This window comes from Pseudomonas sp. LBUM1676 (assembly GCF_059695605.1).
Genome location: NZ_CP166777.1, coordinates 1559372 through 1585313, shown reverse-complemented (window position 1 = coordinate 1585313; position 25942 = coordinate 1559372). Strand labels below are relative to the sequence as shown.

28 protein-coding genes and 1 pseudogene are annotated in these 25942 nt (G+C 61.1%); 19 read left to right on the top strand and 10 right to left on the bottom strand.

Going from position 1 to position 25942, the window contains the following annotated elements; translation table 11 throughout:
* Positions 1-53: 53 nt before the first annotated feature.
* From ACA041_RS07360 to ACA041_RS07350, 3 genes are all read right to left on the bottom strand, one after another.
* Entirely contained in the window at positions 54-1220 is a 1167-nt protein-coding gene (locus ACA041_RS07360) for an aminotransferase class V-fold PLP-dependent enzyme (RefSeq protein ID WP_497440518.1), read from the bottom strand.
* Positions 1221-1424: 204 nt separating this feature from the next.
* Entirely contained in the window at positions 1425-2039 is a 615-nt protein-coding gene (locus tag ACA041_RS07355) for a LysE family translocator (protein ID WP_497440517.1), read from the bottom strand.
* Between the two features lie 98 nt (positions 2040-2137).
* Positions 2138-2407 carry a hypothetical protein gene (locus ACA041_RS07350; protein WP_497440516.1) on the bottom strand — a complete coding sequence of 90 codons (270 nt, stop codon included), beginning with the start codon at positions 2405-2407 and terminating at the stop codon, positions 2138-2140.
* 494 nt (positions 2408-2901) lie between these two features.
* Here ACA041_RS07350 and msuE point away from each other — a divergent pair, with 494 nt between their 5' ends.
* The 4 genes from msuE (at position 2902) to ACA041_RS07330 (ending at position 7070) form a co-directional block, all read left to right on the top strand.
* On the top strand, positions 2902-3465 hold the full coding sequence (msuE, locus tag ACA041_RS07345; protein WP_497440515.1) for an FMN reductase: 564 nt from the start codon (positions 2902-2904) through the stop codon (positions 3463-3465).
* A 10-nt stretch (positions 3466-3475) separates the two neighbouring features.
* Positions 3476-4621, top strand: a complete 1146-nt coding sequence (ssuD, locus tag ACA041_RS07340) for an FMNH2-dependent alkanesulfonate monooxygenase (protein ID WP_497440514.1) — start codon at positions 3476-3478, stop codon at positions 4619-4621.
* A gap of 136 nt (positions 4622-4757) precedes the next feature.
* Positions 4758-5945, top strand: a complete 1188-nt coding sequence (locus ACA041_RS07335; protein WP_497440513.1) for an acyl-CoA dehydrogenase family protein — start codon at positions 4758-4760, stop codon at positions 5943-5945.
* Between the two features lie 21 nt (positions 5946-5966).
* The gene (locus ACA041_RS07330; RefSeq protein ID WP_497440512.1) at positions 5967-7070 is read left to right on the top strand and encodes a sigma-54 interaction domain-containing protein; all 1104 of its coding nucleotides are present in this window, start codon (positions 5967-5969) and stop codon (positions 7068-7070) included.
* Between the two features lie 4 nt (positions 7071-7074).
* On the opposite strand, the gene ACA041_RS07325 is transcribed toward ACA041_RS07330, so the two are convergent.
* Complete coding sequence (locus tag ACA041_RS07325; RefSeq protein WP_497440511.1) at positions 7075-7446, bottom strand: antibiotic biosynthesis monooxygenase; 372 nt, start codon at positions 7444-7446, stop codon at positions 7075-7077.
* Positions 7447-7541: 95 nt separating this feature from the next.
* Here ACA041_RS07325 and soxR point away from each other — a divergent pair, with 95 nt between their 5' ends.
* From soxR to ACA041_RS07270, 11 genes and pseudogenes are all read left to right on the top strand, one after another.
* Complete coding sequence (gene soxR, locus ACA041_RS07320; protein WP_497440510.1) at positions 7542-8009, top strand: redox-sensitive transcriptional activator SoxR; 468 nt, start codon at positions 7542-7544, stop codon at positions 8007-8009.
* Between the two features lie 183 nt (positions 8010-8192).
* Positions 8193-8651, top strand: a complete 459-nt coding sequence (locus ACA041_RS07315; RefSeq protein ID WP_497440509.1) for a VOC family protein — start codon at positions 8193-8195, stop codon at positions 8649-8651.
* A gap of 239 nt (positions 8652-8890) precedes the next feature.
* Positions 8891-9261: pseudogene (locus ACA041_RS07310) on the top strand (alpha/beta fold hydrolase); the annotation flags it as partial.
* Positions 9262-9499: 238 nt separating this feature from the next.
* Positions 9500-10699: a PepSY-associated TM helix domain-containing protein gene (locus ACA041_RS07305; RefSeq protein ID WP_497440508.1), complete on the top strand. Its 1200-nt coding sequence runs from the start codon at positions 9500-9502 to the stop codon at positions 10697-10699.
* Positions 10696-11238, top strand: coding sequence for a PA2404 family protein (locus tag ACA041_RS07300; RefSeq protein WP_497440507.1), 543 nt, complete (start codon positions 10696-10698; stop codon positions 11236-11238). The genes ACA041_RS07305 and ACA041_RS07300 overlap by 4 nt, the downstream gene beginning before the upstream one ends.
* Positions 11235-11564 carry a hypothetical protein gene (locus ACA041_RS07295; protein ID WP_497440506.1) on the top strand — a complete coding sequence of 110 codons (330 nt, stop codon included), beginning with the start codon at positions 11235-11237 and terminating at the stop codon, positions 11562-11564. The genes ACA041_RS07300 and ACA041_RS07295 overlap by 4 nt, the downstream gene beginning before the upstream one ends.
* Complete coding sequence (locus tag ACA041_RS07290; protein ID WP_497440505.1) at positions 11561-12133, top strand: DUF6162 family protein; 573 nt, start codon at positions 11561-11563, stop codon at positions 12131-12133. The genes ACA041_RS07295 and ACA041_RS07290 overlap by 4 nt, the downstream gene beginning before the upstream one ends.
* Before the next feature lie 35 nt (positions 12134-12168).
* Positions 12169-13095, top strand: coding sequence for a metal ABC transporter substrate-binding protein (locus ACA041_RS07285; RefSeq protein ID WP_497440504.1), 927 nt, complete (start codon positions 12169-12171; stop codon positions 13093-13095).
* Positions 13092-13943: a metal ABC transporter ATP-binding protein gene (locus ACA041_RS07280; RefSeq protein WP_497440503.1), complete on the top strand. Its 852-nt coding sequence runs from the start codon at positions 13092-13094 to the stop codon at positions 13941-13943. Before ACA041_RS07285 ends, ACA041_RS07280 begins: the two co-directional genes overlap by 4 nt.
* Positions 13943-14842 carry a metal ABC transporter permease gene (locus tag ACA041_RS07275; RefSeq protein WP_401213298.1) on the top strand — a complete coding sequence of 300 codons (900 nt, stop codon included), beginning with the start codon at positions 13943-13945 and terminating at the stop codon, positions 14840-14842. The genes ACA041_RS07280 and ACA041_RS07275 overlap by 1 nt, the downstream gene beginning before the upstream one ends.
* Positions 14843-15745: a metal ABC transporter substrate-binding protein gene (locus ACA041_RS07270; protein WP_497440502.1), complete on the top strand. Its 903-nt coding sequence runs from the start codon at positions 14843-14845 to the stop codon at positions 15743-15745. It begins immediately after the preceding gene.
* Positions 15746-15937: 192 nt separating this feature from the next.
* On the opposite strand, the gene ACA041_RS07265 is transcribed toward ACA041_RS07270, so the two are convergent.
* The 5 genes from ACA041_RS07265 to ACA041_RS07245 form a co-directional block, all read right to left on the bottom strand.
* On the bottom strand, positions 15938-16165 hold the full coding sequence (locus ACA041_RS07265; protein ID WP_134419182.1) for an MbtH family protein: 228 nt from the start codon (positions 16163-16165) through the stop codon (positions 15938-15940).
* Positions 16166-16246: 81 nt separating this feature from the next.
* Entirely contained in the window at positions 16247-17659 is a 1413-nt protein-coding gene (locus ACA041_RS07260) for an aspartate aminotransferase family protein (protein ID WP_497440501.1), read from the bottom strand.
* 40 nt (positions 17660-17699) lie between these two features.
* Entirely contained in the window at positions 17700-18221 is a 522-nt protein-coding gene (locus ACA041_RS07255; protein ID WP_497440500.1) for a GNAT family N-acetyltransferase, read from the bottom strand.
* A 215-nt stretch (positions 18222-18436) separates the two neighbouring features.
* Positions 18437-19762 carry an ATP-binding protein gene (locus tag ACA041_RS07250; RefSeq protein ID WP_497440499.1) on the bottom strand — a complete coding sequence of 442 codons (1326 nt, stop codon included), beginning with the start codon at positions 19760-19762 and terminating at the stop codon, positions 18437-18439.
* The gene (locus ACA041_RS07245) at positions 19759-20439 is read right to left on the bottom strand and encodes a response regulator (protein ID WP_497440498.1); all 681 of its coding nucleotides are present in this window, start codon (positions 20437-20439) and stop codon (positions 19759-19761) included. Before ACA041_RS07245 ends, ACA041_RS07250 begins: the two co-directional genes overlap by 4 nt.
* 391 nt (positions 20440-20830) lie before the next feature.
* Here ACA041_RS07245 and ACA041_RS07240 point away from each other — a divergent pair, with 391 nt between their 5' ends.
* The 4 genes from ACA041_RS07240 to dsbG are packed head-to-tail and all read left to right on the top strand — an operon-like array spanning position 20831 to position 25022.
* Entirely contained in the window at positions 20831-21616 is a 786-nt protein-coding gene (locus ACA041_RS07240; protein ID WP_497440497.1) for a hypothetical protein, read from the top strand.
* 60 nt (positions 21617-21676) lie between these two features.
* Positions 21677-23410, top strand: coding sequence for a protein-disulfide reductase DsbD (dsbD, locus tag ACA041_RS07235; protein WP_497440496.1), 1734 nt, complete (start codon positions 21677-21679; stop codon positions 23408-23410).
* A complete protein-coding gene (locus ACA041_RS07230; RefSeq protein ID WP_497440495.1) occupies positions 23410-24276 on the top strand; it encodes a TlpA family protein disulfide reductase in 867 nt (288 codons plus the stop codon). Before dsbD ends, ACA041_RS07230 begins: the two co-directional genes overlap by 1 nt.
* Positions 24252-25022 (top strand): thiol:disulfide interchange protein DsbG, encoded by a 771-nt coding sequence (gene dsbG / locus ACA041_RS07225; RefSeq protein WP_497440494.1) that lies wholly within the window; start codon positions 24252-24254, stop codon positions 25020-25022. The genes ACA041_RS07230 and dsbG overlap by 25 nt, the downstream gene beginning before the upstream one ends.
* A gap of 78 nt (positions 25023-25100) precedes the next feature.
* On the opposite strand, the gene ACA041_RS07220 is transcribed toward dsbG, so the two are convergent.
* Entirely contained in the window at positions 25101-25913 is an 813-nt protein-coding gene (locus ACA041_RS07220) for an alpha/beta fold hydrolase (protein ID WP_497440493.1), read from the bottom strand.
* Positions 25914-25942: the final 29 nt, after the last annotated feature.

The following is a 25942-nucleotide window of genomic DNA, read 5'->3' as shown; positions in this document are numbered from 1 at the left end:
TCTCCTGCTAACCACTTCATCATTATTGTTGAGTGCCGATCGAAGCCGGCGCTTTATGGCGCTGTCGCCCAGAATGCCGGAGCACTGGCGCAGGCCGCTTTAATCAGGTGTACCGCTTGATCGACATCCTGCTCGGTGGTGAAGCGTCCCAGGCTCAGGCGGATGGTGCGACTCGCCGAGCGCGCGTTGTGCCCCAGGGCCAGCAGCACATGGGAGGGCGCATTGCTGGCGGAGTTACAGGCCGAGGTCGCGGAAAACGCGATCGAGGTGCTCAGCGCCGCAGAGCTGAACCCGCCTTCGTTGAAGGTCAGGCTCAGGGTATGGGGAATGCGCTGGGTCGCACTGCCATTGAGACGCACGCCGGGAATGTCGAGCAGTGGTTCGAGCAAGCGTTCACGTAGACGCGTGATCATGGCTTTTTCTTCGTCGAACACTTGCGCCGCCAATGCGAAGGCCACGCCCATGGCGGCAATCTGGTGGGTCGCCAGCGTTCCGGAGCGCAAACCGCCTTCGTGACCGCCGCCGTGGATCTGCGCCTGCAAGCGCTGCTGCGCGCGAGGGCCGACATACAGTGCACCGATGCCTTTGGGGCCATAAATCTTGTGGGCGGAAAACGACATCAGGTCCACCGGCCATTCGGCCAGGTCGATCGCCACTTTGCCTGCGCCCTGAGCCGCGTCGACATGGAACAAGGCATCGCGATCACGCACGACCTGGCCAATGGCGGGGATGTCATTGACGGTGCCCAACTCATTGTTGACCAACATCAGCGAGACCAGAAAGGTGTCCTCGCGCATCGCCTCGCTGACCGCCTGCGGGGTGATCAGGCCTTCCGCGTCCGGCACCAGGTAAGTCACGGCAACACCGACATCCTGCAATTGCCTCGCGGTGTCGAGAATGGCCTTGTGTTCGATCTGGCTGGTGATGATATGGCCGCCGGGAACTCCGCGAGCCTGGGCCACGCCCTTGAGGGCAAGGTTGTTCGATTCGGTGGCGCCGGAGGTCCAGACGATCTGCTGCGCCTGGGCGCCTACCAGCTGCGCCACCTGCTGCCGTGCCTGCTCGACCGATTGCCGGGCCTGCTGGCCGAACGCATGGGAGCTGGACGCCGGGTTGCCGAAATTGCCGTTGAAACCCAGACACTCGACCATGACCTGGATGACCCGCTCATCCACCGGCGTGGTGGCGGCGTAGTCGAAATACAGTGGACGTTTATTCATAGAAGACTCGCAGAGCGTGTTCCGGGATCAGGAAGCGCGTTACCGAACGGTCAAAACGCAACCTCGTGAGCTGCGCCGATCGTCAAGAACGTTAGAAATACCTGATCAGAGGCCGTTAAAGAAGCACAACTTCATTTAAAAGTGCGTAGGAACGCTCCTGAAGTCGAGCTTAACAGGCATCGGGCAACCGGTTGAAGCAACGCGTCAGCTAAAGCTTTCAAGCAACATCGGATACAACGAAACCACGAGCAACGCCGCCATGCCCCAGTTGAACAGGCGCAACCAGCGGCGATCCTTCAGCACATTGCGCAACAGCGTGCCACAAGCGGCCCAGACACTGACGCTCGGCAAATTGATCAGAGCGAAGACCGCGGCGATCACGATCACATTGGTGAAATACCCCTGCATCGGCGTATAGGTGCTGATGGCACCGATGGCCATGATCCAGGCCTTCGGGTTGACCCATTGAAACGCCGCCGCGCCCAGGTAGCTGATCGGCTTGGCCTGCCCTTGCTCGCTGTCGGAAACCGGCCCCGAGTGAGCGATTTTCCACGCCAGGTACAGCAAGTACGCCGCGCCGATGTAACGCAGCACGGTGTAGAGCAATGGATAAGTCTGAAACACCGCGCCCAGGCCGAAACCCACGGCGACGACCAGGACGAAGAAGCCGCAGGTGATACCGAGCATGTGGGGAATGGTGCGGTTAAAACCGAAATTCACGCCCGATGCCAGCAACATGGTGTTGTTCGGGCCGGGAGTGATCGAGGTCACCAGGGCAAACAGGGCAAAGCCCAACAGCAGATCGAGCGAGAGTGTCATCGTTGGCAGTCCATCCGGGTCAGTCAGGTATCGACCCTATCGCACACCTGGGGCGAAACCCACGGACAGTTGCGTGAAACTTCGAGCAGTACAGTCGCTCAGCTTGGGCGGCCGTGAAGCTGTACGGCGCGTTCGGCATTCATTTCACCCTGTTTGTCGAAGCTGAACGACTGCTGCGGTTCGCCGAGCAGTTCGGCTTTTTTTGCGTGGTATTCGTCGAAGGACAAGCCGCGACGATTCAACGCCTCCAGCGCCAACTCCCTGCTTTCTTCAGCGGTGTAGGGCCGTAGTTCCGGGGAAACATGACTGGCGCATCCGGCGAGAACGGAGGCGGCGAGCAGCAGGATAGTGGCGAGTAGGGGTTTCATGTTCTGGTGTCCTGGAATCTGGGTTCGGGCAATGAACACAGGCTACTCGCGCCGTTGGCTGGGTAGAAATCAACGCTCTCGATAGTCGGTATCGAGATTTGATCGCTGCCCCCTGTAGGAGCCGGCTTGCTGGCGAAGAGGCCGTCGAACCCGGTGGAGATCTTGCGGCCGCCTTCGCTGCGGTGCGGCGATCCGACAAGCCAGCTCCTACACAAACCCCACATATTTCCAAATGATCTATAAATATCAATCATTGGTCTTTTGAGGAATAACAAACACCCTTTATAACAACTCCATCGCCGCAAAAACTGTTGCCCACGCAACTGTTGTCCAGGCAACAGTCATTCAACAAACAGCCCTTCGAATCGAACAGTGTCTTCCGACCGTTGCGCTGAAAGCCTCGTAAACCGGGGCTCCGAGGGATTGGTACAGCTTTTGCTCAGCCCAGTGACTACTCACTGCTCCCAGAGCAACTGTTTAAAAAGGAACTGATCATGTCGCGCCCATTGAAAGTCGTTGCCCTCTCCGGCGGTACCTGGCGGCCGTCCCGCACCCTGGTGCTGACCCAGGCGCTGCTGGCGCAATTGGCCGAGCAATTGCCGATCGAGAGCAAGTTGATCGAGCTGGGTGACATCGCCCGGCCACTGGGCTCGGCGCTGTCCCGCCAGGAGTTGAGTGCGGACATTGAAGCCGAGCTGCAAGCCATTGAGAACGCCGACCTGCTGATCGTAGCCGCGCCGGTGTATCGCGGTTCCTACCCGGGCCTGCTCAAGCACCTGTTCGATCTGATCGACTTGAACGCGCTGATCGACACCCCGGTGTTGCTGGCAGCCACCGGTGGCAGCGAACGGCATGCGCTGGTCCTCGATCATCAGCTGCGGCCGCTGTTCAGTTTCTTCCAGGCCCTGACCTTGCCGATTGGCGTCTATGCCACCGAAGCCGACTTCTCCAACTACCAGATAACCAGTGAACTGCTCAAGGCCCGCATTCAACTGGCTGCAGAACGCGCGGCGCCGTTGTTCGGCGTGCACCCCAAAAATCTGCTGAAAATCGCTTAAGGATTTGTTCATGGATGTTTTCTGGTTTCTGCCAACCCATGGCGACGGCCATTACCTGGGCACTACCCAGGGCGCTCGCCCGGTAACGCTCAACTATCTGAAACAGGTAGCTCAAGCTGCCGACAGCCTTGGCTACCACGGTGTGCTGATTCCCACCGGACGTTCCTGCGAAGATTCGTGGGTGATCGCCTCGGCCTTGGTGCCGCTGACCGAACGCCTGCGTTACCTGGTGGCGATCCGGCCGGGCATCATCTCGCCGACCGTCTCCGCACGCATGGCGGCCACCCTGGATCGGCTGTCCAATGGCCGCCTGCTGATCAACGTGGTGACCGGCGGCGACCCGGATGAAAACCGTGGTGACGGCATTTTCCTCGATCACAGCGAGCGCTACGAAGTCACCGACGAATTCCTGAAGATCTGGCGCCGGGTGCTGCAAGGCGAATCGGTGGACTTCGAAGGCAAACACCTGCAGGTGCAAAACGCCAAGGCGCTGTACCCGCCCGTGCAGAAACCCTATCCGCCGCTGTACTTCGGCGGGTCTTCCGAAGCGGCCCATGAGCTCGCCGCCGAGCAGGTAGATGTCTACCTGACCTGGGGCGAACCGCCGGCCGCCGTGGCGGAAAAACTCGCCGACGTGCGCGAGCGCGCGGCTCGCAACGGACGCACGGTAAAGTTCGGGATTCGCTTGCACGTGATCGTGCGCGAGACGGCCGAAGAGGCTTGGAAGGCCGCGGATAAACTGATCGAACACATCAGCGACGAGACCATTGCCGCGGCACAAAAATCGTTCTCGCGTTTCGATTCCGAAGGTCAGCGTCGCATGGCAGCACTGCATGACGGACGCCGTGACAACCTGGAGATCGCACCCAACCTGTGGGCCGGTGTCGGCCTGGTGCGCGGCGGTGCCGGGACAGCGCTGGTGGGTGATCCGCAGCAAGTGGCGGCGCGGATCAAGGAGTATGCGGACCTGGGGATCGAGAGTTTCATCTTCTCCGGCTATCCGCACCTTGAAGAGGCTTATCGCTTTGCCGAGCTGGTGTTCCCGCTGTTGCCCGAGCCGTATGCCAGTCTGGCCGGGCGTGGGGTGACCAACCTCACCGGGCCGTTTGGCGAAATGATTGCCAACGACGTACTGCCCGCCAAAGCCACGGCCTGACAAGCAATCCCCTGTAGGAGCGGGCTTGCCCGCGAAGGCGTCGTAACATTCAAAGTAGATGTCGACTGTACGAACGCTTTCGCGAGCAAGCCCGCTCCCACAGGGGATCTGCTTCGATCTCAAAAAGGAACCCCGCGTGACCGCCAAGCCGCAAAGCGCCCTGTTATCCCCCTTGCAAACCGCCCGCCAGTTGGCCGCCGAATTTGCCCTGACCGCCGTCGAACGCGACGAGCGCGGTGGCACGCCCAAGGCCGAACGTGACGCCTTGCGCCACAGCGGTCTGCTCGCCTTGAGCATTCCCACCCAGTACGGCGGCCTCGGCGCCAGCTGGAGTGAAACCCTGACCATCGTGCGCGAATTCGCCAAGGTCGACAGTTCGATTGCCCATGTCTTCGGCTTCCATCACCTGATGCTCGCCACCGTGCGCCTGTTCGCCCGGCCCGAGCAATGGCAGCCGTGGTTCGAGCAGACCGCGCGCAAGAACTGGTTCTGGGGCAACGCCCTCAACCCGCTGGATACCCGCACCGTGGTGAAGAACCTCGGTGGTTGGCGCGAGTTCTCCGGCAAGAAAAGCTTCTGCTCCGGCGCCAGCGATTCGCAAATGCTGATAGCCTCGGCTGTAGACGAAAGTGCTGGCGGCAAACTGTTGATCGCCGCCATTCCCAGCGGCCGCAGCGGCATCACCTTGCACAACGACTGGAACAACATGGGCCAGCGCCAGACCGACAGCGGCAGCGCGACTTTCGAGCGGGTGCGGGTCGAAGAGTCGGAGTTGCTGCTGGATCCGGGGCCGTTGAGCACACCGTTTGCCTGCCTGCGCCCGTTGATCGCCCAGCTGACCTTCACCCACATGTTCCTTGGCATTGCCGAAGGCGCTTTCGAAGAGGCTCGGCAATACACCCTCACCGAAACCCGGCCGTGGCACAAATCCACTGCTCAGGATGTGCGTCAGGATCCTTATGTGCTTGGCCATTACGGCGAGTTCTGGGTGGCGCTCGAAGGCGTCCGCCTGCTGGTTGAGCGTGCCGCCCATTTGCTCGACCAGGCCTGGGCCAAGGGCCCGAACCTCAGCGCCGAGGAGCGTGGGCATCTTGCCACTGCCATCGCCACGGCCAAGGTCGCCGCCACCCGCAACGGCCTGGAACTCTGTAGCCGGTTGTTCGAAGTGACCGGGGCGCGCTCCACTCATGCCTCGCTCAGCCTGGACCGGCACTGGCGCAACCTGCGCACGCAAACCCTGCACGACCCGGTGGATTACAAACTCCATGAACTGGGCGACTGGGCGCTGAACCAGTCCCTGCCGATTCCGACTTTCTATTCATAGCCTTCTCATGGAGCCTGCCCCATGCAACTGCTGACCCTACCGCCCTCGCCCGCCCTGGCCACTTCGATCCGCGCTACCGCGCAGGTGTTCGAAGACCCGAAATCCCAGGCCTTGCTCGCACACATTCAACAAGTCGCGCCAAGTGAAGCCAGCGTGCTGATCATTGGCGAAACCGGCACCGGCAAGGAACTGGTGGCGCGGCATATCCACAACCTCAGCGCCCGGCGCAACCGCCCTTTCGTGGCGGTGAACTGCGGTGCGTTCTCTGAATCCCTGGTGGAGGCCGAGCTGTTCGGCCACGAAAAAGGCGCCTTCACCGGCGCGCTTAGCGCCAAGGCCGGATGGTTCGAAGAGGCCGACGGCGGCACTTTGTTCCTTGATGAAATCGGTGATCTGCCGATGGCGATTCAGGTCAAGTTGCTGCGCGTGCTGCAGGAGCGCGAAGTGGTGCGACTGGGTTCGCGCAAGAGCATTCCAATCGACGTGCGGGTATTGGCAGCCACTAATGTGCAACTGGAAAAAGCCATCAACGCCGGGCATTTTCGCGAGGACCTGTATTACCGCCTCGATGTCGTCAGCCTGGAATTGAGCCCGCTGCGCGATCGCCCCGGGGACATCCTGCCGCTGACCCGACACTTCGTCGAAGCCTACAGCCAGCGCCTTGGCTACGGCACCATCACCATCAGCAAGGAAGCCGAACTCAAGTTGCGCAGTTACAGTTGGCCGGGGAATATCCGCGAACTGGAAAACGTCATTCACCACACCTTGCTGATCTGCCGCAACAGCGTGATCGAACGCGATGACCTGCGCCTGTCGAACATGCGCATCGAGCGTCAGGACGATCACCATTCCCAGGTCGACGACTCACCGGAAGCCTTGCTCGATCGGGCGTTTCAAAAGCTCTTCGAGGAACAGGCCGGCGCGCTGCACGAGAAAGTCGAAGACGCCTTGCTGCGGGCGGCCTACCGCTTCAGCCATTACAACCAGGTGCACACCGCTGCACTGCTGGGGCTGAGCCGCAACGTGACCCGCACCCGACTGATCAAGATCGGCGAGCTGGCGGTGAACAAGCGCCGGCCAACGGAAAACGTCCAGGGCGAGCGCTTGATGCAGTTGTCGATCTAGGCGCTCACCCTTGCTGCACCAGGTTGCAGTGCAGCGCATTGTCGTGGCTGCGTTCCAGGCTGTGCAGCACCTGGAACGAACCGAAGGTCACGGTTTTCGCCTGATGAGCGCGGATCAACTGCCAGAAGTCCTGTTCGCCGCTTTCAAAACCCTGAAACGCGGCTTCCCCGGCCTCGCGGGATTGCCATTGCAGATAATTGAGCACCCGTCGGCCGTCGTCGCTGGCCTGGATGCTGGCGCTCAGAAATCCGGTGTGGCACTGAGCCAGGCGCTCGGTTTGGGCCGACAGTGCCGATACCAGCGCCGGTTGTTGATGAGGTTCGATCTCGAATTCGATCAGCTGGGTGAAGCTGCGATTTTTCTCTGACGCCTGCATGAATAGCCCCCACTTACCTGTAAGACGGACCTTGCGATCCGAAGGCCTGCAGGGTAAAACCTCTAGTTAACTAGAGGTCAAGGGGCATTTTTCAAATGATCACCTCGCAAAACCTGCATCAGGAACTCACTGTCGGCCAAGTGGCGGCGCGCAGTGGTGTCGCGGTCACGGCCCTGCACTTTTATGAAGCCAAGGGCCTGATCAAAAGCAGTCGCAATCAGGGCAATCAGCGACGTTATCCCCGGGGAGTGTTGCGGCGAGTGGCGTTGATCAAGGTTGCCCAGCGCTTGGGCATTCCGTTGGCGGAGATTGGCGAGGCCTTGAAATCCCTGCCGGACAACCGGGCGCCGACGGCGGCGGACTGGAAGGTGCTGTCGGCAAGGTGGAGTCGGGATCTGGATGAGCGGATCAATCAGCTGACATTGCTGCGGGACAAGCTCAATGGCTGTATTGGCTGTGGGTGTTTGTCGATGGAGGCGTGTCCGTTGCGTAATTTTGGTGACGTGCTGGGGGAACGGGGGCCGGGGGCGCAGCTGCTGGAATCGGGGACAGATCAAACATAGGGGCGCGGCCTTCGCGGGCAAGTGGGCCTACCGTAGGCTACGATCTTTTGTGAACTTGAAGGCTGTTGAGGATCAAAAATCAAGAGATCGTCCGAACGCGGTCCGCACCTTCGGCAACTCCTGCTCCTGTTGGGCCGCAGACCGACGAAACCTCTTCAACTCATAACAAAAGGGAGAACCGTCATGAGCGTCAAACCCATTCCCGAAGGTTTTCACAGCATCACCCCGTATCTGGGCATTCATAAGGCTGCTGAAGCCATCGAGTTCTACAAGAAAGCTTTTGGTGCCACCGAAGTCATGCGCCTGTCGATGCCCGACGGCGGCATCGGCCACGCCGAACTGCGTATCGGCGATTGTCCGATCATGCTGGGCACGCCATGCGATCAAGGGCCTTTGAGCAATCCGGACACATCGCCCTCCGTCGGGCTGCACCTGTATGTGAACGATGTGGACAAGTCATTCAAACAGGCGATTGCAGCCGGCGGCATCGTGGTATCCGAGGTCAAGGACCAGTTTTATGGCGACCGTTCGGGGACCCTGAAGGATCCCTATGGGCATCTGTGGTTCCTGGCTACGCACAAGGAGGATCTGACTCAGGAGCAGATTGAACAGCGGGCGAAGGAGATGTTTCAGCAGGGTTGAGATATTAGTGTCTGACCGGGCCTCTTCGCGAGCAGGCTCGCTCCCACAGTTGATCTTGGTGTTCACGAATAATGTGTACACCGCAGATCCATGTGGGAGCGAGCCTGCTCGCGAAGAGGCCCGATCAGGCACCGCGTACCTCCTTGAACACACTTCATGAACAATCACACCACACTTTGCGACTTGTCCTACGGACCCGACAATTTCAGGATGCAGGCATTACAACAAGGAGGCACCCCATGTTTGCCGGATTCCTGAAAGACCAGCGCCACGTCAACGGTGTGGACATTGCCTATCGCATCGGCGGCAGCGGGCCGGGCTTGCTGTTGCTGCACGGTCACCCGCAGACCCACGTCATCTGGCACAAGGTCGCCGAACAACTGTCCCGGCACTTCACCGTGATCGCCGCCGACCTGCGCGGTTACGGCGACAGCGGCAACCCACCGACCAACGACCGGCACACCCACTATTCGAAACGCGAGATGGCCAAGGATGCCGTGGTATCTGCGAGGACTACCGCGCCGGCGCCGGCATCGATCTGGAGCATGACCGCGCGGATATCGAGGCCGGTCATCAACTGGATCTGCCGTTGCTGGTGCTGTGGGGCGCCTACATGCCGCCGCTGGCCATTTTTGGCGTGCGGCGGATTGTCATTACCAAGCAAAATCAGTTTTGATGGGAACGCGAAACATTTTCTTTCATATTCCCCTTCGGGATTTCCGACGCTCATTCGTCTTATATAGATGCAGTCGGGCCGCGTAGGCAAAAGCCACGGCCGGACCTTTCATGGACCTCAACGCTGGGAAGCCCGCAGCAGAGGCCCTCTCATCGAACCAAGACCTTTAATCATGTCGAAGAAATCCCGCTCCAAACTCTGGTTTCTGGTCCACAGCTGGCTGGCCTTGCCCATCTGGTTTTTCGTGCTGATCGTCTGTGTGACCGGCACCCTGGCGGTGGTCAGCCAGGAAATCGTCTGGCTGGCCAACCCGCAAATGCGCGCCAGCCAGCCGACAGACGATGCACCGCTGCTCAGTTATGACCAGATCATCGCCGCCATCAAGAAGGCCGAACCCGACACCTTGGTCGAGTCCATCAGCCGACCCGACGAATCACACTTCGCCCTCGACGTGGACGTCAGCTATCCCGATGGTCGCTCAGTGACGGTCTACGTCAACCCGTACAGCGGCGTGATCCAGGGCACCGCCCCGCAATTCAATTTCAAGGCGTTTACCCGCGCCCTGCATGGCTGGTGGCTGGTGCCGTTCACCAACGGCTATAGCTGGGGCTGGTACCTGGTGTCGTTCCTCAGCCTGCCGTTGCTGGCGTCCCTGGTCACCGGGCTGGTGGTCTACAAGCGTTTCTGGAAAGGCTTCCTGCGCCCGACCCTGCGCATCCGCCACGGCGCGCGGATTTTCTGGGGCGACTTTCACCGTCTCAGCGGCATCTGGTCGATCTGGTTCATCGCGGTGATTTCCGTCACCAGCACCTGGTTCCTGATCGAAGCCTTCATGTTCGATAACCAGATTTCGATTTCCACCGCGCCGGTAGCGCTGGTGGTCCCGCGCGAGAGCGTGCCGATGACCGCCGATGGCGCACCGGCACCGATGATCAGCCTGGGGGCCGCGACTGCACAGGCCAAGGCAAGCATTCCCGGGCTGGAAGACAGTTTTGTCAGCATGCCCGCCAATGCCTACAGTTACCTCTCGGTGGGTGGCCGCAGTTGGTACCCGCTGATATTCCAGACCGCCGAAATCAACCCGTACACCGGCGATGTCGGCGCGACCCGCCTGCTGTCGGACCGCTCGGGCCTGGAACTGGTCACCGAATCCATGCGGCCGCTGCACACCGGCGATTTCGGTGGCCTGTGGATCAAGCTGATCTGGTTCTTCTTCGGCCTGCTCCTGAGCATGATGGTACTCAGCGGACTATTGATCTGGACCAAGCGCACGGCGCTGGCCACGGCCAACGCCTTCAAGCGCAGCAACAAAACCCCGCGCAGCCAGACCGCTGCGGCCTCCAGCCGTGAAACCACGGAGGTCAGCCAATGAGCCTGTTCACCGCAGAAAAACCGGGTTCGAAACTGAGCCGTTTCTGGCACAAATGGCGTTTCCACATCAACGTCCTGCTGTTGCTGGTGCCACTGGGATTCATGCCCAAGTATTTCGCCGACGCCGCGCTGTTTCGGGGTGATACGGGCCTGGGCGAGCGGGAAGTCGGTGAAGTTCAGGTCGGACCCTGGAGCCTGCGCCTGGCCGAGTTGCGCAATGAAGCGCCGAGGCTCGATGGCCCGGCCGGCTATATGAAGAACTTCAATGCGGCGCTGTGCGACAGCTGCCGCGATCAGGTCAAGGCGACTTACCTGCGCATCGGCAAGCCACGCAGCCTGCGCGCCGCCGGGGTGATTTTCTTCGGCACGCCGCACCGCATGGGGGCAATGCTGCCGATCCCCGAGAAGACCAAGGCCGACGCCGAGCTGTGGATCACCATGGAAGGCTGGGACGGCGCCATGCATCAGGCATCCATTCCGTTGAGCCAGGCATCCCCGGCCACCCTCGCCTGGCTGAACACACAAGGAGGAAAACCATGATCAGTGCTATCCGACCGCTGAGTGCCGCGTTGCTGGTGCTTTGCGCCGGTTTCAGCGCCAGCGCCCTGGCCCACAACCCGATGTGCGAGTGCAAGGCCATCGACGCCGAGCAGATCCAGTGCACCGGTGGCTTTTCCGATGGCAGCGGCGCGCCGGGGGTGACCCTGGATGTGATCGGCTACGACGAAACCATCCTGGTACCGGGCAAGCTCGGTGCCGATTCGACCCTGACCTTCAAGAAGCCCGGCGCCGAGTTCTACGTGCTGTTCGACGCCGGTCCCGGTCACGTGGTCGAGATCGACCAAGCGGACATCGAGGCCCCATGACCACGCCAACCACCCACGTCGTGCGCCCGGCCGGAGCCGGTCATGAAACCCTTTATGTGCTGCTGTTGTGCCTGATGATCCTGGCGGTGGCGGGCTCGGTGGTCGCCTGGCGCGGTGAGTCCGAGGAGGTCAGCAGCGTCGGCAGCCATCAACTGGATGCCCGTCGCGACCTCAGCGCCTCCGAGCAAGGCATCTACGCCGACCTGCGGGTGACGCTGGACGAAATTCACCTGTTGCGTCAGGAACAGCAAACCCTGCCGACCCCTGAAGTCCTCGCCGACGAGGGCTTCGCGCCGTTTGCGAAGGACGCCAGTTCCGTCAGCCGTGGCGGCCATGCCTGGCAATTGCTCGACGCCAAGGCTTACTTCGGCCAGAGCCAGGCGCCCGCCGTGGCCGGCTCGTTTCTGATGCGCCTGAGCGCTGAGGACAATGCCCCGGACATCTGGCTCAACCCCGGCAAAGCCCTCGCAGCCCCGACCGATCTGACTGACGCCGCGCTCGAAAGCGCCGGCTGGCAGCAGATCGTCGCCCAATTCGATGCCGGCGTGACCCGCCAGCACCGGCACTGAACCCTCGCCTTCACCCGAGAGAAGACCGCTTTCCCATGTCCAGTTCATCTCAACGCTCTTTGCTGCGCCTGCTGCTGGTTGGCCTGGTTGCCTGTCTGCTGACCCCGCTGGTCAGTGCGGACGAGGCCAAGCGCCTGCGCATCGGCATCACCCTGCACCCTTATTACAGCTACGTGGCCAACATCGTCGGCAACAAGGCCGAGGTGGTCCCGCTGATTCCGGCCGGCTTCAATCCTCACGCCTATGAGCCCCGGGCCGAAGACATCAAGCGTATCAGCGGGCTGGACGTGGTGGTGCTCAATGGCGTCGGCCATGACGACTTCGCCGACCGCATGATCGCCGCCAGCGAAACGCCGAACGTGCCGGTGATCGAAGCCAACGAAAACGTGCCTTTGCTGGCCGCCACCGGCGTCGCCGCCCGCGGTGCCGGCAAGGTCGTGAACCCGCACACCTTCCTGTCGATCAGCGCCTCGATTGCCCAGGTCAACAACATTGCCCGGGAACTGGGCAAGCTCGACCCGGCCAACGCCAAGACTTACACCCAGAACGCCCGCGCCTATGGCAAACGGCTGCGGCAGATGCGCGCCGACGCCCTGGCCAAACTGACCCAGGCACCGAACGCCGAACTGCGGGTGGCCACCGTGCATGCGGCCTATGACTACCTGCTGCGCGAATTCGGCCTCGAAGTCACCGCGGTGGTCGAGCCGGCCCATGGCATCGAGCCGAGCCCGAGCCAGCTGAAAAAAACCATCGACCAATTGCGCGAACTGGACGTGAAAGTGATTTTCTCGGAGATGGATTTCCCCTCCACTTACGTCGAGACCATCCAGCGTGAGTCCGGGGTGAAACTGTACCCGCTGTCGCACATTTCCTATGGTGAATACACGGCCGACAAATATGAAAAGGAAATGACCGGCAACCTCAATACCGTGGTCCGGGCGATTCAGGAGTCGGGCGCATGACGGCGAAAGAAACTCTCAGCGACTCCCCTGTGGGAGCGACGGTGCGACGATTCGACCTGCTCGCGAAGTCGTCCAGCCATTCAACATCATCGCTAAATGAGATACCGCATTCGCGAGCAGGCTCGCTCCCACAGGGTTTGGGTCCGACGCTGGATTTTGCGCAGGTCAGCTTGACCCTCGGCCGCACGACGATCCTCGACCAGGTGACTTTCCAGGTCCAGCCGGGCAGCGTGCATGCACTGGTCGGCCCCAACGGCGGCGGCAAGAGCTCGCTGATCAAGACCCTGCTCGGGCAGATGCCGCATCAGGGTCGCCTGAGCCTGCAATGGCCGGGCACGCCCGGGACGATCGGCTACGTACCTCAAGCACTGGAATTCGACCGCGGCCTGCCGATGACCGTCGACGATTTCATGGCCGCGATGTGCCAGCGGCGGCCGGCGTTCCTCGGTTTGAGCAAGCATTACGCGGCAGCGATCGGTGAAGCGCTGGAACGGGTCGGCATGCAGGACAAGCGCAAGCGGCGCATGGGCGCCTTGTCCGGCGGTGAACGCCAGCGCGTGTTGCTGGCGCAGGGGCTGATTCCGGCGCCGCAATTGCTGGTGCTCGATGAACCGATGTCGGCCCTCGATGAAGCGGGCATCCGGGTATTCGAACGGCTGCTCGGCGACTGGCGCCAGAGCGGTATCACCGTGCTGTGGATCGAGCATGACCTGGAAGCGGTCGGACGTCTGGCGGATCGCGTCACCGGCCTCAATCGGCGGGTACTGTTCGATGCCACGCCAAAACAGGCACTGACCCCGGAACGCCTGCTGACCCTGTTTTCGACCCATCCACGGAGCGCTGTCTGATGAGTTACGAAGCCTTTCGCTTGATGGTCCAGGGTTGGGCCTCCGCGGGTTATCTGCCCGAGGCACTGGCCTATGGATTCGTGGTCAACGCCCTGCTCGCCGGCTTGCTGATCGGCCCGGTGCTGGGCGGCCTGGGCACGCTGGTGGTGGTCAAGCGCTTCGCATTTTTCTCCGAAGCGGTGGGTCATGCCGCGTTGACCGGCGTCGCCATCGGCATCCTGCTCGGCGAACCCTACACCGGACCTTACGGCAGCCTGTTCGGCTACTGCCTGCTGTTCGGCATCCTGCTCAACTACCTGCGCAATCGCACCGGCCTGGCGCCGGACACCTTGATCGGCGTGTTCCTCTCGGTGTCCCTGGCACTGGGTGCGAGCCTGCTGTTGATCCTGGCCGGCAAGATCAACGTGCATATCCTGGAAAACGTGTTGTTCGGCTCGGTGCTGACGGTCAACGGCAATGACCTGCTGGTACTGGCCATCGTCGGTTCGCTGGTGATGGCGCTGGCCTTGCCGCTGTACAACCGCATCATGCTCGCCAGCTTCAACCCGCAACTGGCGGCGGTGCGCGGTGTGGCGGTGAAGACCCTGGATTACCTGTTCGTGATTCTGGTAACCCTGATTACCGTGGCGGCTGTAAAAGTCATTGGCGCGATCCTGGTTGGCGCCCTGCTGGTAATTCCGGCAGCGGCGGCGCGTTTGCTCAGCCAGTCGCTGAAGGGTTTCTTCTGGTGCTCGGTACTGATCGCCACGGTGAGCACCTTGTGCGGGATTCTCGCACCCATTGTCTTCGACCTGCCGATCCCGTCCGGTGCCGCGATCATTCTGGTGGCCGGTATCGCCTTCGCCCTCGCCGCCATTGCCCGTGGCGTCGTCCCCAGTCTGAAAGGGAACCTTGGATAAATGTCTTTTTCTCTGCGTCAATTGACCCTGGCCATCGCCCTGTGCGGACTGGCCAGTACATCCTTTGCGGCGGACAGCGCCAAACCGCTGCGCGTGCTGGCGTCCTTGCCGATTACCTACGGTCTGGGCGAAGTCTTGCTCAAGGGCACCGACGTCAGCCTTGAACGGGCGGCGCCGGCGAACCTGCCCGGCAGCCGTCAGACCGCCTACTTCACGGGTCGTGGCGCACCGGCACTGGCCAAACTGGCGACCGACGCCGATGCAGTGATTGGCGTGCGTTCGCTGTGGGCGGATGATCCGCTGTACCCGATCTCCCGCCGCAGCAATATCCGTATCGTCGAAGTCGACGCAGCGCGCCCGGTGGACGGTGCCCTGCCCGGCATCGCCGTGCAGCCGGGCAACAAGGTCGACGGGTTGAACAGTCAGCCATGGTTTTCCAGCAACAACATGGGGCGCATGGCGGACGTGATGGCGGCGGACCTGGTGCGCCTGGCGCCCGAGGCCAAGCCGAAAATCGAGGCCAACCTGGCGGCGCTGAAACAGCGTCTGCTCAAGTTCAGCGCCGACAACGAGTCGCGTCTGGCCAGTGCCGATAACCTCAGCGTGATGAGCCTGAGCGATCATTTCGGCTATCTGGTCGGTGGCCTCAACCTGGAGCTGATCGGCGTCGATGCGCGGCCGGATGCCGAGTGGACAGCCGATGCGCTCAAACAATTGGGTGCGACGCTCAAGGACAATGACGTGGCGGTGGTGTTGCATCATCGGCAGCCGTCGGAGGCGGTGAAAGCGGTGATTGCCGAGGCTGGGAGTCGGTTGGTGGTGTTGAGCGTGGATGCGGCGGATCCGGTGGCCGAGCTGGAGGGGAATGTGGATTTGGTCATTAAAGGGTTGAGCGGGGTGTAACGTCAGTTAATCCGCGTCATCGTTCTTCGCCGGCAAGCCGGTCTCGCTCCCACATTGGATCTATGGCGTGACACAAATCCCCTGTGGGAGCGAGCCTGCTCGCGAAGGCGGCTTGATAGACAACACAAATTCCAGACCTGAAAAAACCCGCTGACTGTCACCCGTTCAGCGGGCTTCTTTATGGGCGGTGACTCAGTGAGCCAAAGCCGCCTGCTCTTCCATCTTCTGCCGCAGGCTCAGCGGCCGCATGTCGGTCCAGGTTTCTTCAATGTAGGCCAGGCATTCCTTTTTCAGGCCGCTCTTGCCCACCGTGCGCCAGCCGGCAGGCACGGCCTTGTAGTCGGGCCAGATCGAGTATTGCTCTTCGTGGTTGACCACGACCTGAAAGAGGATGTCCTCGCGGTCGAATACTGACGTCATGCTGTCTCTCCATCGCTGTAGGGTGGGCTGCACGCTGTGTGCAGCCGCTATGTAGAAGGAACGTTCCGAGGAGCGGAAAATTTAGAGGCTCGCGGTGGCGGCGGCCATGGCCCGGCCGAAAATCTCGGCGACCCGATCGATCTCCGCAGCGGTAATCACCAGCGGCGGCAGGAAGCGCACTACACCGCCGTGGCGGCCACCGAGTTCGAGGATCAAGCCGCGCTTGAGGCATTCGCGCTGCACCAGCGGCGCCAGGCGAGCAAAGATCGGCGGGTGGCCTTGGGCATCCGGCGCGCCAGTCGGGTCGACCAGTTCCACGCCAAGCATCAAGCCACGACCACGGATGTCCCCCAATTGCGGGAAGTCCCGCTGCAGGATTCGCAGGTGCTCGCTCAAACGTTCGCCCATGGCGGCCGCGTGCTCGCAGATTCGGTGTTCAGTCAGGTAGCGCATCACCGCGGAGCCCGCGGCCATGGCCATCTGATTGCCGCGGAAGGTCCCGGCATGAGCGCCCGGCAGCCAGGTGTCGAGCCAGTCGCGATAGACCACCACCGCCAGGGGCAAACTGCCGCCGATGGCTTTGGACAGCACTACCACATCCGGAATGATCCCGGCATGCTCGAAGGCGAACATCTTGCCGGTGCGGGCAAAACCGCTCTGGATCTCATCGACGATCAGCGCCACGCCAGCCTGTTCGGTAATCCGCCGCAAGCCGCGCAGCCAGTCGAGATCGGCCGGGATCACCCCGCCCTCGCCCTGCACCACTTCGACGATCACCGCTGCCGGCAACTGCACCCCGGCTTCGGGGTCATTGAGCAGGTACTCCAGGTAATTGAGGTTGACCCGCACCCCTTGCGCGCCGCCAAGACCGAACGGGCAGCGGTAATCGTAAGGGTACGGCATGAACTGCACGCCGTTACTGAGCAAGGCACCCAAGGGTTTCTTCGGCCCCAGGCTGCCCATCAGGCTCAACGCGCCCTGGCTCATGCCGTGGTAACCGCCCTGAAACGACAGCACGGTGCTGCGGCCGGTGGCGGTGCGCACCAATTTCAGCGCAGCTTCTACCGCGTCGGTACCGGTGGGGCCGCAGAACTGGATTTTCGCTTCGGCGGCCAACGTGGGTGGCAACAGGCCGAACAGGTCCTGGACAAACTGATCCTTGACCGGGGTGGTCAGGTCGAGAGTGTGCAACGGCAGTTCATCGCTCAGCACTTGCTGGATCGCTTCGATCACCACCGGATGGTTATGCCCCAGCGCCAACGTGCCGGCGCCGGCCAGGCAGTCGATGAACGTGCGGCCTTCGACGTCCTCGACGTAAATGCCCTTGGCGCGCTTGAGCGCCAGCGGGATGCGTCGCGGGTAGCTGCGGGCATTCGATTCCTGACGGCTCTGACGGGCCAGCAACGGCGATTCATTGAACTGATAAAGCGCCTCGGTCGATGCCGGAGTGATCCGGGCCGACTGATCTTCCACAAGGCTGGTAGCGACTGACATCTCTCGACCCTCAAAAAGGTTTTCCTGTTGTGGAAACGCATCAGGGTCCCAAGGATTTAGCCCCCCGGTCAGCGCTCCATGACGGTGGAGACAGGCCTTTGTGCATCGGAATGGCGTGAAGCCCCGCGACCATGAAGGTTTGGGCGCAGGGCCGATACCCCAGATGGCGGTAAAACGCTTCGCTGGTACGGGTGCTGTTGAGTCGCGCCTGGCACCACCCCTGATTGGTTAGCCAGCCTTCAAGGTCCTGCACCAGCGCTTGCCCAGCCCCGCGTCGAAACCATTCCGGCTGCACGTAACAGAAAGAGATCCTGCCGCTGATGGCGGCCATGGCGACGCCGACCGGCTTGTCCTGCAGGAGGGCGATGTTCAAGTACAACCGTGGATCGGTCAGCCAGCGCTGGACATGTTCGATGGTCTTGCTGTGAGTCCAGGTGGCAACGGTTTGCGGATTATTGCGGTGGTCGAGCGCACAACCGACGCGGATGGAGCGCTCGACGATGCGGCTGATGATGCCGGCGTCGGCGGAGGTTGCCTTGCAGACGTGTATCGATGCATCCATGGCGCTGTTACCTCAATCCATTGAGTCAAAGCTGGCGGGGACGATAGCGCTGTGGAGACCGGGTGGCTAATGGAGAGGAGTTACATTTGATGTTCAATGTAAAACCAATGTGGGAGCGAGCCTGCTCGCGGATGCGATCTGTCAGTCACATCATTGATGGAAGTGCTGCCGCATTCGCGAGCAGGCTCGCTCCCACAAGGGGTTTGGAGCTGTTTTCAGATGGGTTGCAATGGCATGGTCAACTTGACCCGCAACCCATCCGGCCGACTGTCGAAATTCAGGGTGCAGCCGCAACGCTGCACAATGGCCTGGACAATCGCCAGCCCCAAGCCACAGCCGGTGCTCTGGCCGTTGCGCCAGAAACGTTGGGTCAGGTATTGCAGGTCATCTTCGGCAATGCCCGGGCCATGGTCGCGCACCACGAACTGCACGCGGTTATCGGTGGTTTCCAGGCTCAGTTCCACCGGCCCGTCGCCAGGGGTGTGACGCAGGGCGTTGTCCAGCAGGTTGCGCAGTGCGGCGATCGACAATACCGCCGGCATTTGCACCGGGGCGTGAGAGAGTTTCGGCGGTACCTGGAATCTGATCCGCTGGCGATCCCCGCTGGCCGCGTCCTGAATCGCCAGTTTCGCCACCTGCTCGGCACTGCATTGCACACCGTCGTCGAACGACAGACTGCCTTCGACCCGGGCCAGCAGCAACAATTGTTCAAGGGTCCGGTGCAGGCGATCGGCCCCCTCCTCGGCCCGGGCCAGGGACTGATCCCGGGCCGCGCCGTCGGTCATGCGTGCCACTTGCAGGTGAGTCTTGATCGCTGTCAGCGGGCTGCGCAATTCGTGGGCCGCGTCACCGGTCAGGCGGCGCTCGCGCTCGATGGTCTTGCCGATTCGCTGGAACAGCTGGTTCTGGGTATCGAGCAAGGGTTGCAGTTCACTGGGCAGCGGCTGGATCTGCAAGGGCTCAAGGGAGTCGGCACTGCGCCTCATCAAGGCATCGCGCATGCGATTGAGCGGCGCCAGCCCCTGGCCGATGCCCAGCCAGAGCAGGCACAGGCAGCCCAGCAGCGCCACACCCACCGGTACCGAAGCAGCCAACAGAATCGACATGTTCAGGGCTTCGCGCTCGATCTGCCGGTCGGCCGTGGTAATGCGCAAATCGCCGCGAGCCAGGGTGAAACTGCGCCACGGCGCGCCGTCGATGATTTGATCGTGAAAGCCCATCTTCTCGGCTTCCAGGGTTTGCTGGGGGTCGGTGTGACTGCGGGCAAGAATTTCACCGCGCAACGAACTGACCTGGCAGGCCATGCCGCCGGGGATATTCAGTTGTTCAGCGCTGAAATGAGTGCCCTCGCCCTTGCTGGGCAACGCCGGCAATTGCTCCATCAGGCCGGCGACCATGCGCGCCGATGCCACCAGCCGCTGGTCGAGGGAAAACATCATCTGATTGCGCAAGTCGCTGAGCATCCAGGCCGCTGCCAGGGCCCAGATCAGCGCAAAAGCGGCACCCAGAGTGAGGCTCAGGCGCAAACGCAGGCTCATCACTTCGATTGATCTCCGCCATCCGCCGGGCCCAGGCGATAGCCCAGGCCGCGCACCGTTTCGACGATACCGTTACCCAGTTTGCGCCGCAGGTGATGGATGTGCACGTTAAGTGCGTTGCTTTCCAATTCGTCGTTGAAACCGTAGACACTGTCCTTCAACTGCTCGGTGGACAGCACCCGGCCACGGTTGTGCAACAAGGCTTGCAACAGCGACTGCTCACGACGGGAAAGATCCACCGGCTGGCCGCCGAGCGTGGTTTCGCGGCTGCTCGGGTCGTACGTCAGGGCGCCGTGCTCGATCAGGTTGACGCTGCGCCCGGCCACCCGCCGTAACAAGGTGTGCAGGCGCGCCGCCAGTTCGCGCAGGTCGAACGGTTTGAGCAGGTAATCGTCGGCACCGGCCTGCAGGCCGTCGACACGGTCGGTGACCGAATCCCGGGCGGTAAGGATCAGCACCGGAATCTCCAGGCCGTGATGACGCAACTGTTGCAAAAGCTTCAGTCCGTCCTCATCGGGAAGGCCCAGATCGAGCACCATTACATCAAACTCGGCAACCTTGAGCATCGCCCGGGCCGCCGAGGCGGTGGCGACGTGCTCCACCGTCAGCCCCTGGGCGGTGAGGCCGGCGACAATGCCGCTGGCGATAAGCTCATCGTCTTCGCAAACCAATACGTGCATGGTGAGCTCCATAAAAAACACGATTTGAACAAACCAGCATTAAGTCGCGATTATGTCCGGGACCGCGACGGGATAGAAGCAAAAATTCTGTCCGTAAATATTGCATGACGTTAGCCTTTACAGGCGCAATTCAGGCGCACGACTAAATACAACTACAAGCCCAACCCATCTTACCCTGCCAAATATCGCAACACATCCGCTTTAAAGAACACTGCATAACCCGCCCTTCAAGATGTAGCATCAGAGCCGCAACTCAACACCATCAAGACAGAAGTAAAAATAATGGATTGCGAATCTGCCGCATCGTGCCCATCTACTTTTAATCAACTTTCAAACATACAAAGCGGCTCAATAAATTTTTCGAATCCGAACAACCAAAAGGAACCGAATCATGTCAACACTTGAAAACTTTGTTGCTGTCGACTGGCGCGCAGGAAAAGACAAAATATTCTTCTTTTTTAAAGACAGCAATACTTACAGTCGATTCGATCTCGGCGATAACCGGGTGCCTCAGGGTTATCCTAGAAAAATCACCCATGGCAATTGGCACGATTTTCACGAATACGCCAAAGATCTGCGATTTGGATTCACCACCCGACATATCGAAGCAGAGTTCTCGGACAACACCGATCAGGATCAGCTTTGGCTCTTCTATTATGAGCGTGGCATCCCAATGGTCTGCAAGTATGATCAGGATGAAGACAAAGTCATCAGGCACCGCACCGTCGAGGGGTCGGTATGGCACGACATTCTTCCATATTTTAAAAACATCGTCGCAGGCACATGGTGGGAGGACCCGCTATTTGACCATAATACATTCAGATTTCTCATGAACAACGGCCAATCACTATCCGTTAAATTTGCCCGACGACTGAGCTTATCAAAACGAGTGAAGGTTGAACCCATCTACAAGGCATGGCCTGACCTGGAGCCCTACAAGCATCGGATCATCACCGCTGCACAAAACGATCGGACACTCGCTGATAGTTACTACTATATTTTCCTGACCAATAACGAGTACATCACCTACAACATTCCGGAAAACAAAATCGAATACGGCCCGTATAAAGTCGATGACAACACCTGGCCCGGACTGGTACGCGTACCAAGACTTGAAATGTCAGCTACAGCGTCTGGCTCTGGAGTTGAAGCTTCCGTCTCGGTGCCCGGTGATTAATCATGAGTTAATCGCCCCTCCCCATTGTGCACCTCACTTGCACAGACATCGGGCCTAGCCATGCGTCAACTGTTTTTCCTTTTTGCTCTCTTGATCTCGGGCCTGGCCCAAGCGGGGACCAATCCATTCGAAACCAAACCCGACTTTCTTCCGGTCGGCCAGGCGTTCATCCTGACTTCCGAGCGCCTGGACTCCGGGGAAACCCAGCTGTTCTGGCAGATCGCCGACGGTTACTACCTCTATCAGCAACGCCTGAAATTCGATGGCCTGCCCCAGGATCAACGGCCTGTACTACCCGAGGGCGAGTCGCACAGCGATGAGTTCTTCGGTGAGCAGCAGATCTATCGCCAGGGCCTGGAACTGAAGATCCCGGCAGGCGCGACCGGTCAGATCAAGGTCGGCTTCCAGGGCTGTGCCGATGCAGGTCTGTGTTATCCGCCGCAAACCCAGGTTGTGGATCTGGGCGGCAAAGCTGCCACGGCAGCGGTCGAAGCACCGGACCAGGCCTTGGCCAGCGGCCTGCAACAAAGGGCGCTGGGCTGGAGCCTGCTGGTGTTCTTCGGCCTGGGCTTGCTGCTGGCCTTCACCCCTTGTTCGTTGCCGATGCTGCCGATCCTGGCGGGTTTGATCGTCGGCAGTGGTGCCACGCCCAAACGCGGTTTTGCGCTGGCCACCAGCTACGTCGTCAGCATGGCGCTGGTGTATGCGGCAATGGGCGTCCTGGCCTCGCTGCTCGGGGCGAATCTGCAAGCGCTGTTGCAAAATCCCTGGTTGCTGGGCAGTTTCGCTGCCGTGTTCGTGCTGCTGGCGTTGCCGATGTTCGGCTTTTTCGAGTTGCAACTGCCAGTGGCAGTGCGCGACCGGCTGGAAAACGTTTCGCGCAATCAGCGCGGCGGCAGCCTGATCGGCGCAGGCGTATTGGGCGCGTTGTCCGGCTTGCTGGTGGGGCCGTGCATGACCGCCCCGCTGGCGGGTGCCTTGCTCTATATCGCCCAAAGCGGCAACGCGCTGCATGGGGGGCTGATTCTGTTCGCCATGGGCATCGGCATCGGTGTCCCGCTGCTATTGCTGGTGACCGTCGGCAATCGCTTCCTGCCCAAACCCGGCGCGTGGATGAATCTGCTCAAAGGCGTGTTCGGCTTCCTGTTCCTCGCCACCGCGCTGCTGATGCTGCGTCCGGTACTGGCCGAATCGCTGTGGGTCGGGCTGAGTGGTGCATTGCTGTTGGTCGCCGCCTACAGTGCCTGGAAGCAGTCGGAAGGTTTCGGTCGCGTCGCCCACCTGTTCGGCGCCAGTTCGCTGTTGCTGGGCTTGTGGGGCAGCCTGTTGATGATCGGTGCCGCCGGCGGCAGTGATGATATTTACAAGCCGTTGCAGGTCTACAGCGCAACAAACCCAAGCAGCGCCGCAAGCCCTGTGGACCACGACGCTTTCACCACCATCAAGGATCCCGCCGCCCTGCAACGGGAACTCGACGCGGCACAGACCCAAGGCCAATGGGTGCTGCTGGACTACTATGCCGACTGGTGTGTGTCGTGCAAGGTCATGGAAAAACAGGTGTTCGGCCAAGCCCATGTACTGCAAGCCTTGAGCGATGTGCGCTTGCTGCGGCTGGACGTCACCGCCGACAATGCCGCCAGCCGCGAATTGCTCGGCCGATATAAAGTGCCGGGGCCACCGAGCCTGCTGTGGATCGGTGCCGACGGTATCGAGCGCCGCAGCCAGCGCATCACCGGCGAGGTCAATGCCGACACCTTCCTGCAACGTTGGACCACCACCCGAGACGCCCGTTAATGCTGACTTTTACCCTCGGCACCTTTGCCATTGCGCTTAACCACCTGCTGTTGATCAGCGCCCTGGCGCTGGCGACCTTCATCGGCTGGCGGGTGGCCAAGCGCGGTGGCGAGAATCCCGAGTCGGTGCTGTTCAGCCTGTTCCTGCTGGGCATGCTGGCGGCGCGGGTGGGTTTTGTCGCCCTTTACTGGACCCATTATCGGGACGATCCGTGGCAGATAATCGACTTGCGCGACGGCGGTTTCCTCGCCTGGCCAGGCGTGATCGTGCTGCTGCTCGGCGCCTTGTATCGCGGCTGGCGGCGCCCCGGCCTGCGCCGTCCCCTGGGATTCGGCGTGGCCAGCGGTCTGGCGTTCTGGCTGCTGGCGACCTTCTCCCTGACGATTTACGAGCAAGGCACGCGCCTGCCGGAAATCACCCTGCGCAATGCCGCCGGTGAAACGGTGCAACTGGCCGACTACAAGGGCGGCCCGCTGGTCATCAATCTGTGGGCCACCTGGTGCCCGCCGTGCCGGCGGGAAATGCCGGTGCTGGAAGACGCCCAGCAACAGCGCCCGGACCTGACCTTCCTGTTCGTCAACCAGGCCGAAAGCATGCAAAGCGTCAGCACCTATCTGGAAACCCAGGGCCTGAGCCTGTCCAATGTCCTGTTCGACGGCAGCGGCCGACTGGGCCAGGCCGTCGGTTCCATGGCATTACCGACTACGCTGTTCTATAGCCCCGAAGGTCGCCTGCTGGGCAGCCATCTGGGAGAGCTGTCGGAAGCCAGCCTGGCCCGCGCCCTGGAAAACTTCGACACCCCTTCTCCTGCCATACCCGCCACCTCTTCAAGGAAACTGCCATGCCCCGCCTCCGCCACCTGCTGACGTTGACCCTGGGCGCCGCCCTGCTGCACCTGCCGTCGGTACAGGCTGCCGAAGAATTGCCCGAAGCGATCAAAAAGATCGAAGCCAAAGGTGCGAAAATCGTCGGCCAATTCGATGCCCCCGACGGTTTGCGCGGCTATGCGGCGCAGTATCAGAACCGTGGCATGGCGTTATACCTGACCCCGGATGGCAAGCATGTCTTGCTGGGCAATCTGTATGACGCCCAGGGCAATGACCTGAGCATCGCGCCGTTGCAGAAACTGGTTTACGCACCGATGGCGAAGGAAATCTGGGGCAAGATGGAAGCCAGCAACTGGATCGCTGACGGCAACAAGGACGCACCGCGGGTCGTCTATATGTTCAGCGACCCCAACTGCCCTTACTGCAACATGTTCTGGGAGCAGGCACGCCCCTGGGTGAAGACCGGCAAGGTGCAGTTGCGCCACATCATGGTCGGCATCATCCGTGAGGACAGCCCGGGCAAATCCGCGGCGCTGCTGGCGGCCAAGGACCCGCAGAAAGCCTTGCAAGACCATGAAGGTGCCGGCAAGGGCAGCTCGCTCAAGGCCTTGAAAGAAGTGCCACCGGCGATTCAGGCGAAGCTTGCGGCGAACATGCAGTTGATGGAAGAGCTGGAGTTGTCCGCGACACCGGCGATTTTCTATATGGATGACAAGGGCGAATTGCAACAGCAGCAAGGCGCGCCATCGCCGGACAAGTTGGTGAAGATTCTCGGGGCCAAGTGACCTCGGGGGCCTCTTCGTCGAAACGCCGCCCGGAGCCGGCTCCGGGCGGCGTTCCGACGAAAGCGTCAGCAAGATCGACTAATGTCTTGCAGCCAAAAACCTCAGCAACTCCTCCGTCACGAACGGCGCATTCTCCAGACTGGAGATATGCCCCGCCTCCGGCACCAGCACATACGGGCAACCGATCAACTCGGCCATTTCCCTGGTTTCCGACGGTGGCCGCGGTTGGTCCTGGTCACCGCACATCAGCAGCGTGGTGTCAGCGTTCAGTTCGCCCAGGCGCGACAGCAGATCATCCCGGCCAAACGTAATCCGCCCCATCGGCACGATACTGTTGCGCAGACGATCCGACGGCAGCGTCACCAAAGAAGCACGGAAATCCTGATAAAGCGCCGACTGCGGGTCGATACCCGGACGGAAGAAGATCGGCACCACAATATCCAGCACCTGCGGCGATATCACGCCGGCCTCTTCGATCTGCTTCAGCAACGAGAAATAATATTGGCGGGTCGGCTCGGGCTCGTGACCGAGATAGGTGTCCATCAACACCAGGCCGTTGATTCGCTGCGGCGCCGACAAGGCCAGACGCGCACCCCACATGCCACCGACCGACAGCCCCACCAGCGTGACGCGATCAATGTCCAGATGATCAAGCAAGGCCAAACCCTGACGCGCGATGTCATCCAGCGACGTGGTGCCTTCGGGCAGCTGCCCGGACTCGCCATGGCCCCACAGGTCCAGGGCGATCACCCGGTACTGTTGCGACAGGGCGGCAATCTGCGGCGCCCACATGGCCTGGTCCCACAGATAACTGCCGGCCAGCAGTACTGCCGGGCCAGTGCCTTGATCAATGTAGTGAAGCAGTTGTCCGTCTATGGTTACGAAGGGCATCGACTGTTTCCTTTGTGAAATGGAATTCA